We start from the raw sequence: 16,452 nt of genomic DNA, 5'->3' as shown, positions 1-16,452 counted from the left end.
CCGGCCAGAGATCAGACGGTGTACTTCCCGTGCGGGACAGCGCGGTCCCACACGGCTTCGAACGCCGTCACGCAGTGCTCAACGACGGCGGGGTCGTCGGTCTGGTCGGTATGGACCCACGTGCCGACGCCGTCGAAGATGTTGAACTGCACGAGCTTGCCATCGAAGATCCAACAGTCATTGCCGGGCAACGCAAGATCGGATGCCTGACGGCGGGGCAACCATCGGATCTGCTCACCGGCGGCCACGTTGGTGAAGGTGCCGGAGTGCTCGAATGCGATGTAGTCACTGACAGGCTCCGAGACCACACGGGCCCTACGAATGACCACACCCTTGGCGGTGACCTCTTGCACGAGGTCGAGCCATGGGCGCCACCACGAAGCACGGTCGTCCGGGTTGAGTCGGTGGCCTTGCTTCCATGCTGCGAACCCGTTGATCTCGTTCTCGACGCCGTACGTGTCGCGCATCTCAAGATGCACGGCTGACACCTGCACCGACCGAATGAGGTCGGCGAAGTCAGTCAGACTCTGCGACACGGATGGCCTCCTTGAGGAGCGGGATCATCCTGGGCTCAAGGATGATCAAGGCTTCGTTGTCAGCCTGGGGCGAGTCAGCCGAGGTCTGGCTGAGCGTGTCCGTGTCCGCCCGCGCCCCCTGTACGAGGATGCGGCGGTCGTCGTCCACCCACACGGCCGGGCATCCGTGATCGCCAGACTCTGGATCTTTACCAACGAACCGTAAGGCCATGGTGTCCCTCCCTGTCGAGCGCGTTGCGCCTGGTTGCACAAGCTCACTCTCGGGGGTCGGGCAGGTCAAGGGGGCGGGAACAGCAGAAACCCCCGGCCGGTGAGGGTGGCCGAGGGCTCCTGTGCTTGGGGTGAGGGTCAGGCGTCAGGCATTATCGAGACGTCGGGAAGCCGAGGTCGACGCCGGAGGGGGCCTCGGAGGGGTCGGGCCAGCGGGTGGTGACGACCTTGCCGCGGGTGTAGAAGTGGATGCCGTCGTTGCCGTAGATGTGGTGGTCGCCGAAGAGCGAGTCCTTCCAGCCACCGAAGGAGTGGTAGCCGACCGGGACCGGGATCGGCACGTTCACGCCGACCATGCCCGCCTGGACCTCCAGCTGGAAGCGGCGGGCGGCGCCGCCGTCGCGGGTGAAGATCGCGGTGCCGTTGCCGAACGGCGAGGCGTTGATGAGGGCGAGGCCCTCCTCGTAGGTCTCGGTGCGCAGGACGCACAGGACCGGGCCGAAGATCTCGTCGCGGTAGGCGTCGGAGTCGGTGGAGACGTGGTCGAGGAGCGAGAGGCCGATCCAGTGGCCGTTCTCGTTGCCCTCGACCGTGTAGCCGGTGCCGTCGAGGACGACGTCCGCGCCCTGGGCGGCCGCGCCGGTGACGTAGGAGGCGACCTTGTCGCGGTGGGCCGCGGTGATCAGCGGGCCCATCTCGGAGGTGGGGTCGTTGCCGGGGCCGATCTTGATCTTCTCGGCGCGCTCGCGGATCTTCTCGACCAGCTCGTCGGCGATCGCGCCGACCGCGACGACCGCGGAGATCGCCATGCAGCGCTCGCCGGCCGAGCCGTACGCCGCCGATACCGCCGCGTCGGCGGCCGCGTCGAGGTCGGCGTCCGGGAGGACGAGCATGTGGTTCTTGGCGCCGCCCAGGGCCTGCACGCGCTTGCCGTTGGCGGAGGCGGTGGTGTGGATGTGGCGGGCGATCGGCGTGGAGCCGACGAAGGAGACGGCGGCGATGTCGGGGTGCGCGAGGAGCGCGTCGACGGCGACCTTGTCACCGTGGACCACGTTCAGCACGCCCGCCGGCAGACCCGCCTCGGTGGCCAGCTCGGCCAGCTTGACGGCGGCCGAGGGGTCCTTCTCGCTCGGCTTGAGGATGAAGGCGTTTCCGCAGGCCACGGCCAGCGGGAACATCCACATCGGCACCATCGCCGGGAAGTTGAAGGGGGTGATGCCCGCGACGACGCCGATCGGCTGGCGGATCGAGGAGACGTCCACCCGGTTGGAGACGGAGGTGGACAGCTCGCCCTTGAGCTGGGTGGTGATGCCGCAGGCCAGCTCGACGATCTCCAGGCCGCGGGCGACCTCGCCCAGCGCGTCCGAGTGCACCTTGCCGTGCTCGGCGACGATCAGCTCGGCGATCGCGTCGCGGTTGGCGTCGAGGAGCGCGCGGTAGGCGAACAGCACCTTGGTGCGGGCGGCCAGCGAGGACTGGCCCCAGGAGAGGAACGCCTCCTTGGCGACCCGTACCGCCGCGTCGACCTCTTCGGCCGAGGCGAGCGCGACCTGGGTGGTGACCTCGCCGGTGGCCGGGTCGGTGACCGGGCCGTAGTTGCCCGACGCGCCCTCGACGGTCTGGCCACCGATCCAGTGGTTGACGGTCTTCATGCCTTGCTCCTTCACAGATGGCGACGTCGCTGCGCGGCTTGCCGGTCGTACTCTTCACGGGCTCCGGCCGCCGACGCACGGGTCGCGGTCTCGGCCACAGGAACATCCCACCACGCCGCCGCAGGGGGTGGGCCCGACACAGTGTCGGGCGTTCGGGTCTCCACGTAGACACATGTGGGACGGTCCGCGGCGCGGGCCGCGGTCAGGGCTTCCCGCAGGTCACCGACGGTGCGGGCGCGGAAGACGGCCATCCCGAGGGAGGCCGCGTTGGCCGCGAGGTCCAGCGGGAGCGGCGCGCCGCCGTACGAACCGTCGGGCTCCCGGAAGCGGTAGGCGGTCCCGAACCCCTCGCCGCCGACGGCCCCCGAGAGACCGCCGATGGAGGCGTAGCCGTGGTTGTCGAGGATGACCAGGCGCAGCGGGACGCGCTCCTGCACGGCCGTGACGATCTCGGTCGGGTTCATCAGGTACGTCCCGTCGCCGACCAGGGCCCAGACCCGGTCCCCGGGCGCGGCGAGGGCGACCCCGAGCGCCGCCGGGATCTCGTAGCCCATGCAGGAGTACCCGTACTCCACGTGGTACTGGTGCGGCGAGCGGGCCCGCCACAGCTTGTGCAGGTCACCGGGGAGGGATCCGGCCGCGTTCACGATCACGTCGTCGGCGGTGACCAGGGAGTCGAGGACGCCGAGCACCTGCGCCTGGGTCGGCACGGCGCTCTCGTCCGGGGTGGCGTACGCGCGGTCCACGCGCGCCTCCCAGCGCTCCTTCGCGCGGGTGTAGTGCGCGGCGTACTCCGGCGCGACCCGGTGGCCCGCCAGTGCCCCGCGCAGCTCGTCCAGGCTCTCGCGGGCGTCGCCGACCAGGGGGTGGGCGGCGAGCTTGTGGGCGTCGTACGGGTCGAGGTTGAGCCCGACGAAGCGGACGTCGGGATGCTGGAAGAGGGTCGCGGAGGCGGTGGTGAAGTCGGTGAGCCGGGTGCCGGCCGCGATGACCAGATCGGCCTCCCGGGCCAGCTCGGCGGCGGTGTCGGTGCCGGTGTGGCCGACCCCGCCGACCTCGGCGGGATGGCCGTGGGGCAGGGCGCCCTTGCCCGCCTGGGTGGCCGCGACCGGGATGCCGGTGGCTTCCGCGAAGGCCGCGAGGGCGGCTTCGGCCCCGCTGTGGCGGATGCCGCCACCCGCGATGAGCAGGGGGCGCGCGGCGGCCCGTACCGCCTCGGCGGCCCGCGCCAGCTCGGCGCGGTCGGGCCGTGGGCGGCGTACGGACCACACGCGCTCGGCGAAGAACTCCTCGGGCCAGTCCCACGCCTGCGCCTGGACGTCCTGCGGCAGCGCGAGGGTGACGGCGCCGGTCGCGACGGGGTCCGTGAGCACGCGCATCGCCTGGAGCGCGGCCGGGACCAGCGCCTCGGGCCGGGTGATCCGGTCGAAGTACCGCGAGACGGGCCGCAGGGCGTCGTTGACGGACACGTCCCCGGCCCAGGGCACTTCGAGCTGTTGGAGCACCGGATCGGCGGGCCGGGTGGCGAAGGCGTCCCCGGGGAGCAGGAGCACCGGGATCCGGTTGATCGTGGCGAGGGCGGCTCCGGTGACGAGGTTGGTCGCGCCGGGGCCGATGGAGGTGGTGACGGCGTGCGCGGAGAGCCGGCCGCTGCGCCGGGCGTAGCCGACGGCGGCGTGCACCATCGCCTGCTCGTTGCGGCCCTGGAGGAAGGGCATCGCCTCCGGCCCGCTCTCCAGCAGCGCCTGTCCGATCCCGGCGACGTTGCCGTGCCCGAAGATCCCCCAGGTCGCGGAGATCAGGCGGGCGCGGCGGCCGTCGCGCTCGGTGAACTGGCGGGCGAGGAAGGCCACGAGGGCCTGCGCGACGGTGAGGTGACGGGTATCGCTCACCGGGCGTCCTCCGTTCGGTCGGCGGTGGCTGCGGGTGCCGGTGCCGGTGCGTGTGCGGGTGTGGCGGTGGCGGTGGCGGTGGCGGTGGTGGTGGTCGGGAAGGGGAGTCGGGGGTCGACCGCCTGGTCGGGCCAGGTGTCCCGGATCCACCCGTGGTCGGGGTGGTCCCGGATGAGCCATTCCCGGGTCTCCCCCGGGCCCGCCATCACGTTCAGGTAGTACATGTCGTGCCCGGGCGCGGCGATGGACGGCCCGTGCCAGCCGTCGGGGATCAGCACGGCGTCACCGGTCCTCACCTCGGTGAGGATGTCGGTCTTCCCGGCCGGGGAGGGGCTGACACGCTGGTAGCCGAGGCCCGGGGTGCCGTCGTGCGGGGCGATCTCGTAGTAGTAGATCTCCTCCAGCTCCGACTCGGCGCCGGGGTGGTGCTCGTCGTGCTTGTGCGGCGGGTACGAGGACCAGTTCCCGCCGGGGGTGAGCACCTCGACGGCGATCAGCCGGTCGCAGGCGAAGACGTCCGCGGCGGCGAAGTTGTTGACCTGCCGTGAACAGTTGCCCGCACCGCGCAGCTCTACGGGCACCCCCTCGGCCGGTCCGTGACGCGCGGTCAGCCTCCGCGTGGCACGGGCCCCGGCGAGCGCGAACCGCCCCCCGCCGACCGAACGGACCTCGGCGCGCCCGTCACGCGGCAGGTAGACGAAGTCGCTCACCCCCGCGAACACGTCGGTCCGTCCCCGCAGTTCGAAGACCCGCACCGCACGCTCGCCCGCGCCGTGACTGCGGACCGCGCACGCTCCCGCCAGCGGCAGGACGATCCACTCGTGGTCGCCGCAGTCCAGCGGGTACGTCTCCCCCGGTCGGAGGTCCAGTACGCGCAGCTGCGTGTGCGCCATCCCCCACGTCCCCGTCACCGCCACGACGCGAGCACCTCCTCGACCTCGTCGACCACCGGCATCGCCGTGGAGCACGCCAGCCGGGACGCCACGATGGCTCCCGCCGCGTTCGCGAAGCGGACCACCCGCTCCAGCTCCCAGCCGCCGAGCAGCCCGTGGCACAACGCGCCGCCGAACGCGTCCCCGGCGCCGAGGCCGTTGACCACCTCCACCTTCACCGGCGGAGCCTGCACCGCGCGGCCGTCGCGGTGGACGGCCAGGACCCCCTCCGGGCCCCGCTTGACCACCGCCAGCTCGACCCCGGCGGCCAGCAGCGCCCGGGCCGCCGCCCACGGCTCGCTCTCACCGGTGGCGATCGCGCACTCCTCGGTGTTCCCGACGGCCACCGTGGCAGCGGCCAGCGCCCGCTCGTACCAGGGCCGCGGCTCGGAGGACCACAGCATCGGCCGCCAGTCGAGGTCGAAGACGGTGGTCCCGGACTTGGCCCGGGCCTCCAGCGCGGCCAGGGTCGCGGTCCGGCTGGGCTCGGCACTCAGGCCGGTGCCGGTCATCCAGAACACCCGCGCGGCGCGCACCGCTTCGAGGTCGAGCTCGCCCGGGTGGATCTCCAGGTCGGGCGCCTTGGGCTGGCGGTAGAAGTAGAGGGGGAAGTGGTCGGGCGGGAAGATCTCGCAGAAGGTCACGGGGGTCGGGTAGGCGGCGACCTCGGTGACCCAGCGGTCGTCCACGCCGAATCCGCGCAGTTCCTCGCGCAGGTAGTCGCCGAAGGGGTCGGCCCCGGTCCGGGTGATCACGGCGGTGCGCCGCCCGAGCCGGGCGGCGGCGACCGCGACGTTGGTCGGCGAGCCACCGAGGAACTTGCCGAAGGTATCGGCCTCGGCCAGCCGCACGCCGGTCCTCAGGGGGTAGAGGTCCACCCCGATCCGCCCCATCGTGATCACGTCGAACGGATCCTGTCGGTCGTCCGGGTCTCTCAGCTCGCGCTGCTCGCGCTGGTCGTCGGGGGCGGTGGTCACCCGCGGTCCTCCCTGCTCCTCGTCCGGCGCTCCGGCCGGGCTCTGCAACCGGGCCCGTCCACCCCGTTGTCCTCGCGTCTCGCGTCCTCTACCGGGCACACTTGCCCGTCCCCTTGAGCGTCGCACCCTAAGGTGTCGTCATGACGTCATCCCCACCCGCGTTGACCCGTATCCGCATCGGTTCGGCTCCGGACTCCTGGGGTGTGTGGTTCCCCGAGGATCCCCGGCAGACCGGCTGGTCACGCTTCCTCGACGAGGTCGCGGACTCCGGCTACGAGTGGATCGAGTTGGGCCCCTACGGCTACCTGCCCACCGATCCCGCGCGGCTCGCCGAGGAGACCGGCAGGCGCGGGCTCAAGGTCTCGGCCGGCACGGTCTTCACCGGACTCCATCACGGGCCCGCCGTCTGGGAGCAGACCTGGGAGCACGTGTCGCGGATCGCCGCCCTGACCCAGGCGATGGGCGCGGAGCACCTGGTGGTCATCCCCTCCTTCTGGCGGGACGACAAGACGGGGGCGGTCCTGGAGGACCGGAACCTGACCGCGCCGCAATGGCGCGAACTGGCCGGCCAGACCGAACGGCTGGGCCGTGAGGTGCGCGAGCGGTACGGGCTGCGGATCGTGGTCCACCCGCACGCCGACACCCACATCGACACCCCGGAGAACGTGGCCCGGTTCCTGGACGCGACCGATCCGGAAGCGGTCTCGCTGTGCCTGGACACCGGGCACTACGCCTACTGCGGCGGCGACAGCGTCGAGCTGATCGAGACCTTCGGGGAGCGCATCGGCTACCTCCACCTCAAGCAGGTGGATCCCCGGATCCTCGCCGAAGTCGTCGCGGAGCAGCTGCCCTTCGGTCCGGCCGTGGCCCGCGGGGTGATGTGCGAGCCGCCGGCCGGGGTGCCCGCGCTGGAGCCCGTACTGGCGGCGGCCCAGCGGCTCGGCGTGGACCTCTTCGCCATCGTCGAGCAGGACATGTATCCGTGCCCGCCGGATCGGCCGTTGCCGATCGCCCGGCGCACCCGCGCCTTCCTGCGCTCCTGCGGCGCCCGTTGACCGCCCGTTGACCACCCGCCACACCGCACGCCACGACCCCCGACCCCGATCTCGATCCCGACCCGGATCCCGCTGGACCCTGGAAGAGGTAGCGCATGAGCACGCTCGGCATCGCCGTCATCGGCACCGGGAAGATGGGCAGCGACCACGTCCGCCGGATCGGGCGGACCGTGGGCGGGGCGCGGGTGGTGGCCGTGGCCGACCCCGACGGCGACCGGGTCAAGGAGGTCGCGGCCGCGCTGGAGGGCGCGAGCGCCCACACCGACCCGGCGGCCGCCATAGCCGCGCCCGGGGTGGACGCGGTGCTGATCGCCTCGCCCGGGCCCGCCCACGAGGAGTCCGTCCTCCAGGCCCTGGCGCTGGGCCTGCCGGTCCTGTGCGAGAAGCCGCTGACCCCGGACCCGGCGGGCGCGCTGCGCATCATGGAGGCCGAGCAACGGCTGGGGCGCCGGCGCGTGCAGGTCGGTTTCATGCGCCGCTACGACGCCGAGTACGAGCGCCTCAAGGAGCTGCTGGACGCCGGGGGCATCGGACGGCCGCTGTTCCTGCACTGCCGCCACCGCAACGCCTCCTCGCCGTCCTTCTTCACCAGCGACATGCTGATCACCGACTCGGTGGTGCACGAGGTGGACGCGGCCCGCTGGCTGCTGGGGCAGGAGATCACCGCGGTCACCGTGCTGTCCCCGGCGCCGTCGGGCGCGGCCCCCGAGGGCCTGCGCGATCCCCGCCTGGTGCTGCTGGAGACCTCGGGCGGCGCGATCGTGGACGTGGAGATCTTCGTCAACTGCGGGTTCGGCTACCAGGTGCAGTGCGAAGCGGTGGGCGAGGCGGGGAGCGCCCGGATCGGTGACGGCCAGGCGATGGTGGTGCAGGCCGGGGGGCGCTGGGGCGGCGAGATCGCCCAGGACTTCACCGTGCGCTTCGCCGATGCCTACGACCGCCAGCTGCGCCGGTGGGTGGCCGCGGCCGCGGCGGGCCGGGTCGAGGGGCCCGGCACCTGGGACGGCTACGCGGCGGCGGCGGTCTCGGAGGCGGGCCTCACCGCCTCCCGGACGGGGACGCGGACGGTGGTCGATCTGGTGGAACGCCCGCCCCTGTACCGGTAACGGTCACCCGTGTACCGGTAACGGTCACCCCTGTACCCGTAGCGCCCGCCCCTCCACCGGGGGCCGCCGCCGGGGTGCGTAACCCGTTTGCCCCATCCGACCCCTGTGCCGCTTCTGTCACAGGGGTCGTGGTCCCGTCACACATGTCCGCATTACGCGGGTCTTCCGTCACAGGCGTACGACAGCCCCTCCCCTGGGCTCACTGAGCGTCGTTCTCCGGGCACAACCTTGAGTGATCGTCAGTGTCCACACTCAGGCTCCCCCGACGGCCTCCCGGCCGCCCCCGCGGTGTGGACAAGGAGGTGCCCCAGATGACCGACCGGAAGCTGTGGTCGTACAAGGAGATCGCCGCGCACATCCAGGTCCAGCCGGACACCGTGCGCTCCTATCGCAAGCACGGGCTGCTCCCCCCACCCGACCACGTCGAGGTCGGCAAGCCCTTCTGGTACGCCGACACGATCCGCGCCTGGGTCGCCCGACGCCCCGGCAACCGGGGCCGCCGCGAAGACTGATCCCCCGCCCCCGGGCCGGGGTGCCCCCACCCCGGCCCGGACCCTACGTCCCGACAGGCACCCGATCGACGGGCTCGGCCTCCGGCTCCCGCGGGCCCTCCCGCTCCGTGCTCGGGTCCCCGCCCTCGCTCAGCCCGAACCGGTCGTGCAGCCTGCGCAGCGGTCCCGGGGCCCACCACGTGGCCCGTCCGGTCAGCTTCATCACCGCCGGGACCAGCAGGCTGCGCACCACCATCGCGTCCATCAGCACGGCCAGCGCGATCCCGAGCCCCAGCATCTTGGTGTTGGTCACCCGCGAGGTGCCGATGGCCACCATCACCACCGCCAGGATCACGGCAGCCGCGGTGATCAACCCGCCCGTGCGGGCCAGTCCGGTCCGCACCGCGCCCTCGTGGTCCCCGGTGCGGTCGTACTCCTCCTTGATCCGGGATATGAGGAACACCCCGTAATCCATGGAGAGCCCGAAGGCGATCGAGAACATCAGCACCGGCAGGGTGGTCTCGATGTCCCCGGTGGAGGTGAAGGAGAGCAGCCCCGAGAGGTTGCCGTCCTGGAAGACCCACACCACCGCACCGAACATCGCGGTCAGGCTGAGCGCGTTGAGCAGCACCGCCTGGAGCGGTATCAGCAGGCTCCCGGTGAGCAGGAAGACGAGCAACAGCGTGGCCAGGACGACCAGGGCGAGCGCCCACGGCAGTTGCTTGCCTATCGCGTCCTGCGCGTCGACCAGGACGGCCGCCTGCCCGGTGACGGAGGTCTTGAAGCCCGCGTCCACCGCGCGGACCTCACCGACCAGGTCCTGGGCCTGCTGCCCCACCGCCTCGCCCTCGCCGACCACCGAGAAGTAGGCGTACCGCCCGGCGCTCCCACCGGGTCCCGAGCCCACCGGCCCGTCGACCCGGACCACGCCGGGCAGCGCGCTCAACCGGCTCCGGTAGGCGCCGTACGCGGAGGCGTCGGCCGGACCCTCGGCGAACACGACGAGCTGCGCCGCGGGACCGCCCGGGAAGTCGTCCCGGATCTTCTGCTGGACCACGTGCGAAGCGGCGGTGGCCGGCAGCTGCCGGTCGTCCACGGTGCCGAACTTCACCCCGAGGAAGGGGAGGCCGAGCAGCAGCAGCCCGGCGGTGGTGACCACCGCGAAGACCGGCGCCCGCCGCATCACCAACGCGGCTCCGCGCGCCCAGCCCCGGCCCTCCGCGGCCGGCGTCCGGCGCCCGCGCCGCCACAGCGCCCGCAGGTCCAGGGAGTTGACCCGCTCGCCCAGCAGCACGAGCGCCGCGGGCAGCAGGATCAGCGCGGCGGCCGCCGCGAGCAGCACCACCGCGACCCCGGCGTAGGCGAAGGAGCGCAGGAAGTACATCGGGAAGAACATCATCGCCGAGAGCGACACCGCGACCGTCAGCGCCGAGAACAGCACCGTCCGCCCCGCGGTGCGCAGGGTGACCCCCACCGCCTCCTTCGGCTCCCGACCGGCCGCGAGTTCCTCGCGGAAGCGCCGGACGATGAACAGGGCGTAGTCGATGGCGAGTCCGAGCCCCAGGGCCGTGGTGAGGTTCTGGGCGAAGACGGAGACGTCGGTGATCTCGGTGAGCCCGCGCAGGACCGCGTTGGTCCCGAGGATCGCGACGATGCCGATGCCGAGCGGCAGGACGGCGGCCACCGCGCTGCCGAAGACCAGGACCAGCAGGATCAGGGTGAGGGGCAGGGCGATCAGCTCGGCCCGGAGCAGGTCCTCCTGGATGGTGCTGGTGATCTCGCGCTGCACGGCCACGGGCCCGCCGAGGGAGACCTGGACCGGTCCGTGCGCCCCGCGCAGTCCCGGGGCGATCCGGTCGAGCACCTCGGCCGTGGTCTTCTCGTCCCCCTCCACGCGGGCGGCGATCAGGGCCTGGTGCCCGTCCTCGGAGCGCAGCGCGGGCAGATGGCTCTGCCAGTACGAGCCGACCCCGGCTATCCCCTGCTCCGCGGCGAGCCGCTCGGTCAGCCGGGCCGCCTCGGCGGCGACGGCCGGATCGTCCACCCCGGCCGCTCCGGCGTCCACGAGCAGCAGCAGATTGGGCTGCGAGGCGGGGAACTCGCGCTCCAGCGCCTTGGTGGCGTAGGTGGACCGGGCGTCCGGGTCCTGCCAGCCTCCGCTGCCCATCCGGTCGGCGACCCCGCTGCCCGCGAGCACGGCCAGGGCCGTCAGGACGAGGGCGACCAGGAGCGAGAGCCTCGGCCGCGCGGTGACGAACCGCGTCCAGCCCCCGAGCTTCGGTCCAGGGGCGCCATCCGCCCCGGTCCCGACCCCCGTCCGCTGCCCTCGAACTGATGGTTTCTTGACTTCGGACATGTCTCGGTGTCCCCTTCACCGTGATTGCCAGAAGCTAGACTGGCAAACACGAGCAGTCGCTCGCGTTCCCACAGAATGCGAGCGACAGCTCGTGTTTGTCAATCACCCTCGGGAAGGAACGGGAGCGAAGTGCCCGACATGCCGGAAACATCCGCGCCCGGAGGCGCCGCACCGAAGGCCCTGGCCGCGGCCACGACCAGGGCCAAGGCCACGAGCACGAGCACTGCCAAGACCGCCACCAGGACCGCCGCCAAGACCGCGAAGGCCGCGCGCAAGGCATCGCCCGCGCTCGCCGCCGACCCCGCCGCCGAGCCCGCCCCGCGCCGCCGCCAGGCCCGCGGCGAGCGCCGGATCGCGCAGCTCCTGGCCGCCGCCGCGGGGGTGTTCTGCCGCACCGGCTACGCCGCGGCGAGCACCAACGCCATCGCGCGCGAGGCCGGGGTCTCCCCCGGCACGCTCTACCAGTTCTTCCCGAACAAGGAGGCCATCGCCGTCGAGCTGGGCGGCGAGCTCCTCAAGCGCGCCCACGACATGCACGGCCAGGCCTTCCTGCCCGAGAACCTGGTCAAGCCGCTGCCCGAGCTGCTCGACGCGGTCCTGGACCCGGTCATCGCCTTCAACTGCGAGAACCCGGCCTTCTGGGCCCTCATGCACGGCTCGGGGGTCCCCGGCATGACCCAGGAGCACGAGGAGCTGCACACCGGCCTGCTGGCCCGGGTCGAGGGCGTGCTGAGCAGCTTCGCCCCGGAGTTCACCCCCGACCAGCTCACCCACGTCTCCAACATGGTGCTGGGCATCTTCAAGTCGGCCCTCGACCTGGTGCTGGCCACCGAGGGCGCCGAGCGCGAGGCCTACGTGGCCGAGCTGAAGAGCGTACTGCTGCGCTACCTGGAGCCGATGGTCACCACGACTCCCCCTCGCTGACCCGCGCCCGCCCCTCCCGACCGGCCGCGCGCGCTCCCGCCCCCGCGCCCCCACCCGACCGCAGCCGCAGCGCCAGCAGCGGGAAGACCAGCACGGAGACCATCCCGGCCCCCACCAGCGCCGCCGCCTCGCCCGGCTCCACCATGCCGTCCTGCACCCCGAGCGTGGTGATCGCGACCACCAGCGGCAGCGCCGTCGACCCGAGCAGCACCAGCGCCGCCCGGTCCCGCCGCCCGAGGTCGCGCGGCGCCAGCCACCAGATCGGCAGCCCGCGCACCACCAGGAACAACAGCAGGAACACGGGCAGCAGGAGCAGCACCCGCCCACCTCCGAGCAGGGCCTTCAGGTCGAACTGGACCCCGGTGAGCACGAAGAACAGCGGCACCAGGAAGCCGAAGCCCATCGCCTCCACCTTGGAGAGCACCAGGCCGCTGCTCTCGGGCGCGGCCCCCTGCAGGACCAGCCGGGTGATCAGGCCGGCGGCGAACGCCCCGAGCAGCACGTCCAGGCCCAGCGCCTGCGCCAGCCCCAGCATCGCCACCAACAGCAGCATCACCAGGCGCACCGCGAACTGCGCGCTGCTGTCCAGCGTCTTGGCGATGACCCGGGAGAGCCAGGTCGCCTTCGGCCGCAGCGCCCAGAACACGGCGGCGGCCGTGAGCACCCCGAAGGCCACCAGCAGGGCCGCGGAGCGCCCCGGCGCCCGCCCGCTGAGCAGCAGGGCCATGGCGATGACCGGCCCGAACTCGCCGATCGCCCCCATGGCCATCACCACGGAGCCGAACCGGCCCCGCAGGTCGCCCGCGTCGCGCAGCACCGGCAGCACCGTGCCGAGGGCGGTGCTGGTCAGCGCGGTGCCGACGTAGACGCCCTTGTCGAAACCGCCGCCGTGCGCGAGCAGGGTGCCCGCCGTCAGCCCCAGGGCCAGGGCGATCAACCAGGCCCCGCCGGAGCGTCTGAGGGTGGCGCCGCCGATCCGGTCGAACTGGATCTCGTACCCCGCGAGGAACATCAGCATCGCCAGGCCGAGCTGCCCGAGCACGTCGATCACCGGGCCCGGCTCCGCCCATCCCAGCACGTCGGGCCCCACCAGCACGCCGAGCAGGATCTCGAAGATCACCAGGGGCACCGACACCCACCGGGACACGCCGTACGCGAGCAGGGGGGCCACCACCGCGATCGACATGATCAGGATCAGCGTGAGACTTCCCGAAGCGGACATACCTGCCATTTACATACGGTGAACGCGTCGTGTCCACCGGTGATCGCGGGCGTCGACGCTCGCTTCGATACCCCCTAGGGGTATAGTCTGGAGTCATCGGCAGGAGGGTGGAGGGATCCACCGCCCGCCGGCGACCGGACACGCCCCCGAAGAGGAGAACGACATGAGCGCCGAGACGGACACCCAGACCACCACCGTCTACCGGGTGACCGGCATGACCTGCGGGCACTGCGAAGGCGCCGTGACCGCCGAACTGAGCGCCCTGCCCGGCGTCAGCTCGGTCAAGGCCGTCGCCGCGGCCGGCGAGGTCACCGTGGTCTCGGCCGGCCCGCTCGGCGAGGACGACGTGCGCGCCGCGGTCGACGAGGCCGGATACGTGTACGCGGGCCAGGCCTGATCCCCCGGGGTCGGCGGGCCCGGGCCCGCCGACCCCCTCCTCCTCCGCAGCACCCCGCCGGGCCGTACCGTCCAGCTCATACTGGTTCCGTACGCACCCGGCCCTCCCCCTGGAGCCGGAATGACCAGCACAGTGCACGACGGACCGATAGTGACCGAGGTCGAGCTGACGATCGGCGGGATGACCTGCGCCTCCTGCGCGGCCCGCATCGAGAAGAAGCTGAACCGGATGGACGGCGTCAGCGCGACGGTGAACTACGCGACCGAGAAGGCCCGGGTCTCCTACCCGCCCGAGGTCCAGGTGGCCGACCTGATCGCCACCGTCGTCAAGACCGGTTACACCGCCGAGCAGCCCCCGCCGCCGGCCCCCGAACCGGAGGCCGATGCGGAAGCCGATGCGGAAGCCGGAGCCGGCTCCGCGGGCGACGCGGCGGCGGCCGACCCGGAGCTCGCCGCGCTGCGCCAGCGCCTGCTGGTCTCCGCCGTCCTCGCCCTCCCCGTCGTGCTGCTGGCGATGGTCCCGGCCCTCCAGTTCGACAACTGGCAGTGGCTCTCGCTCACCCTCGCCGCGCCCGTCGTCGTCTGGGGCGCACTGCCCTTCCACCGGGCCGCCTGGACCAACGCCAAGCACGGCGCCGCCACCATGGACACGCTGGTCTCGGTCGGCACCTCGGCCGCCTTCGCCTGGTCGCTGTGGGCCCTGTTCTTCGGTCACGCGGGCATGCCCGGCATGCGGCACGGCTTCGACTTCACGGTCTCGCGCACCGACGGCGCCTCGGCCATCTACCTCGAAGTCGCGGCCGGCGTCGTCGCCTTCATCCTGCTCGGCCGCTATCTGGAGGCGCGCTCCAAGCGGAAGGCGGGAGCCGCCCTGAAGGCGCTGCTGCACCTGGGCGCCAAGGACGTCGCGGTGCTGCGCGGCGGCGCCGAGGTCCGCGTCCCGGTGGGCGCGTTGGCCGTCGGCGACCGCTTCGTCGTGCGCCCCGGCGAGAAGATCGCCACCGACGGCACGGTCGTCGAGGGCAGCTCCGCCGTGGACGCCTCGATGCTGACCGGCGAGTCCGTGCCGGTCGAGGTCACCGTCGCCGACTCCGTCACCGGCGCCACCGTCAACACCTCGGGGCGCCTGGTCATCGAGGCCACCCGGGTCGGCGCCGACACCCAACTCGCCCGCATGGCCAAGCTGGTCGAACAGGCGCAGAACGGGAAGGCGCAGGTCCAGCGGCTGGCCGACCGGATCGCCGCCGTCTTCGTGCCCGTCGTGCTGGTGCTCGCGCTCGGCACCTGGGTGACCTGGCTCCTGATCACCGACGACCCGACCGCCGCCTTCGCCGCCGCCGTGGCCGTACTGATCATCGCCTGCCCCTGCGCCCTGGGACTCGCCACCCCGACCGCCCTGTTGGTCGGCACCGGCCGCGGCGCGCAGCTCGGCATTCTGATCAAGGGTCCCGAGGTGCTGGAGTCCACCCGTCGCGTGGACACCGTCGTCCTGGACAAGACCGGTACGGTCACCACCGGCCGGATGACCCTGGACGGAGTGCACCCCGCCGAGGGCACCGACGCCACCGAACTCCTGCGCCTGGCGGGCTCGCTGGAGCACGCCTCCGAGCACCCGATCGCCCGGGCCGTCGCCGCCGGCGCCGCCGAGCGCGCGGGCTCGCTGCCGGTGCCGGAGGACTTCCGCGCCCTCGCCGGTCTCGGCGTCCAGGGCCTGGTGGACGGCCACGCCGTCCTGGTGGGCCGCGAACAACTGCTGGCCGACTGGTCGATCGCCCTTCCCGAGGAACTCGCGCGGGCCAAGGCGGACGCCGAAGCAGCGGGCAGCACGGCGGTGTTGGTGGCCTGGGACGGGGCGGCGCGCGGGGTGCTGACGGTCGCCGACGCGGTCAAGGAGACCAGCGCCGAGGCGGTGGCCCGGCTGCGGGCACTGGGGTTGACCCCGGTGCTGCTGACGGGCGACAACCGCGCGGTGGCCGAGACCGTGGCCCGGGCGGTGGGCATCGACGAGGTGATCGCCGAGGTGTTGCCGCAGGACAAGGTGGACGTCGTACGCCGCCTGCAGGCCGAGGGCCGTACGGTCGCCATGGTCGGCGACGGGGTCAACGACGCGGCGGCGCTGGCCCAGGCGGACCTGGGACTGGCCATGGGAACGGGTACGGACGCGGCCATCGAGGCCGGCGATCTGACGCTCGTCCGGGGGGACTTGCGGGTCGCGGCGGACGCGATCCGGCTCTCCCGGCGCACCCTGGCCACCATCAAGGGCAACCTCTTCTGGGCCTTCGGCTACAACGTGGCGGCGCTGCCGCTCGCCGCGGCCGGGCTGCTCAACCCGATGATCGCGGGGGCCGCGATGGCGTTCTCCTCGGTCTTCGTGGTGAGCAACAGCCTCCGGTTGCGCTCCTTCCGTTAGAGAACCCCCTCCCCACCTCACACACACTTCCTTCACGGGAGACGCAGATCACAGTGATTGGAACGTAACCATCAGGTGGTGGCGCGGGTCTAATGGGGCGGTGCCAAGAACGTCTTGGGGGACGTTCACGGAGGTCTTGGGGGACGTCCGCAGGCACCCGCCGGCCGGGACACGTACCCGCGGGGAGCACGCCAAAGGGCTTCCCGATCCGAACGGGTCCCGGCAGACTCCCCCGCCGGAGCGCCGCGCGCGCTCCTCATCAACGCCCTGGTCCGGGTCCCGTGGGGGGAATC

General features: G+C 72.6%; 14 protein-coding genes. 6 read left to right on the top strand and 8 right to left on the bottom strand.

Going from position 1 to position 16,452, the window contains the following annotated elements; all coding sequences use genetic code 11:
• Positions 1–11: 11 nt before the first annotated feature.
• The 6 genes from ACIQWR_RS05430 to iolC form a co-directional block, all read right to left on the bottom strand.
• Positions 12–536 carry a DUF6879 family protein gene (locus ACIQWR_RS05430; RefSeq protein ID WP_404005283.1) on the bottom strand — a complete coding sequence of 175 codons (525 nt, stop codon included), beginning with the start codon at positions 534–536 and terminating at the stop codon, positions 12–14.
• Entirely contained in the window at positions 517–684 is a 168-nt protein-coding gene (locus ACIQWR_RS05425) for a hypothetical protein (RefSeq protein WP_404005282.1), read from the bottom strand. The genes ACIQWR_RS05430 and ACIQWR_RS05425 overlap by 20 nt, the downstream gene beginning before the upstream one ends.
• 214 nt (positions 685–898) lie before the next feature.
• Positions 899–2,398: a CoA-acylating methylmalonate-semialdehyde dehydrogenase gene (locus ACIQWR_RS05420; protein ID WP_404005280.1), complete on the bottom strand. Its 1,500-nt coding sequence runs from the start codon at positions 2,396–2,398 to the stop codon at positions 899–901.
• A gap of 11 nt (positions 2,399–2,409) precedes the next feature.
• Positions 2,410–4,290 carry a 3D-(3,5/4)-trihydroxycyclohexane-1,2-dione acylhydrolase (decyclizing) gene (gene iolD / locus ACIQWR_RS05415; RefSeq protein WP_404005279.1) on the bottom strand — a complete coding sequence of 627 codons (1,881 nt, stop codon included), beginning with the start codon at positions 4,288–4,290 and terminating at the stop codon, positions 2,410–2,412.
• Complete coding sequence (gene iolB / locus ACIQWR_RS05410; RefSeq protein ID WP_404005278.1) at positions 4,287–5,183, bottom strand: 5-deoxy-glucuronate isomerase; 897 nt, start codon at positions 5,181–5,183, stop codon at positions 4,287–4,289. Before iolB ends, iolD begins: the two co-directional genes overlap by 4 nt.
• Positions 5,184–5,197: 14 nt before the next feature.
• Positions 5,198–6,115, bottom strand: a complete 918-nt coding sequence (gene iolC, locus ACIQWR_RS05405; protein WP_404005768.1) for a 5-dehydro-2-deoxygluconokinase — start codon at positions 6,113–6,115, stop codon at positions 5,198–5,200.
• Positions 6,116–6,339: 224 nt separating this feature from the next.
• Between iolC and ACIQWR_RS05400 the strand changes: the two genes are divergently transcribed.
• The 3 genes from ACIQWR_RS05400 to ACIQWR_RS05390 all read left to right on the top strand — a co-directional run bounded on the left by ACIQWR_RS05400 (position 6,340) and on the right by ACIQWR_RS05390 (position 8,872).
• Complete coding sequence (locus ACIQWR_RS05400) at positions 6,340–7,254, top strand: sugar phosphate isomerase/epimerase family protein (RefSeq protein WP_404005277.1); 915 nt, start codon at positions 6,340–6,342, stop codon at positions 7,252–7,254.
• Positions 7,255–7,349: 95 nt separating this feature from the next.
• Positions 7,350–8,360, top strand: a complete 1,011-nt coding sequence (locus tag ACIQWR_RS05395) for a Gfo/Idh/MocA family protein (RefSeq protein WP_404005276.1) — start codon at positions 7,350–7,352, stop codon at positions 8,358–8,360.
• A gap of 311 nt (positions 8,361–8,671) precedes the next feature.
• Positions 8,672–8,872: a MerR family transcriptional regulator gene (locus ACIQWR_RS05390; protein WP_354382447.1), complete on the top strand. Its 201-nt coding sequence runs from the start codon at positions 8,672–8,674 to the stop codon at positions 8,870–8,872.
• Between the two features lie 43 nt (positions 8,873–8,915).
• Here the strand turns inward: ACIQWR_RS05390 and ACIQWR_RS05385 are convergent, their stop codons facing one another.
• Positions 8,916–11,207 (bottom strand): MMPL family transporter, encoded by a 2,292-nt coding sequence (locus ACIQWR_RS05385; RefSeq protein WP_404005274.1) that lies wholly within the window; start codon positions 11,205–11,207, stop codon positions 8,916–8,918.
• A 138-nt stretch (positions 11,208–11,345) separates the two neighbouring features.
• Here ACIQWR_RS05385 and ACIQWR_RS05380 point away from each other — a divergent pair, with 138 nt between their 5' ends.
• Positions 11,346–12,131, top strand: coding sequence for a TetR/AcrR family transcriptional regulator (locus ACIQWR_RS05380; protein WP_404005273.1), 786 nt, complete (start codon positions 11,346–11,348; stop codon positions 12,129–12,131).
• Here the strand turns inward: ACIQWR_RS05380 and ACIQWR_RS05375 are convergent.
• Positions 12,109–13,353, bottom strand: coding sequence for a cation:proton antiporter (locus tag ACIQWR_RS05375; protein ID WP_404005766.1), 1,245 nt, complete (start codon positions 13,351–13,353; stop codon positions 12,109–12,111). The two genes, ACIQWR_RS05380 and ACIQWR_RS05375, sit on opposite strands and share 23 nt — an antisense overlap.
• Before the next feature lie 163 nt (positions 13,354–13,516).
• Here ACIQWR_RS05375 and ACIQWR_RS05370 point away from each other — a divergent pair, with 163 nt between their 5' ends.
• Both ACIQWR_RS05370 and ACIQWR_RS05365 read left to right on the top strand, forming a co-directional pair.
• Positions 13,517–13,750, top strand: a complete 234-nt coding sequence (locus ACIQWR_RS05370; protein WP_404005272.1) for a heavy-metal-associated domain-containing protein — start codon at positions 13,517–13,519, stop codon at positions 13,748–13,750.
• Between the two features lie 120 nt (positions 13,751–13,870).
• Positions 13,871–16,159, top strand: coding sequence for a heavy metal translocating P-type ATPase (locus ACIQWR_RS05365; protein WP_404005271.1), 2,289 nt, complete (start codon positions 13,871–13,873; stop codon positions 16,157–16,159).
• Positions 16,160–16,452 lie beyond the last annotated feature (293 nt).

Origin of the sequence: Streptomyces sp. NPDC098789, assembly GCF_044759975.1 — a bacterium.
GTDB lineage: Bacteria > Actinomycetota > Actinomycetes > Streptomycetales > Streptomycetaceae > Streptomyces.
Note: the sequence above shows the minus strand (reverse complement) of the source record. Positions and strands in the feature narration are given on the sequence as shown.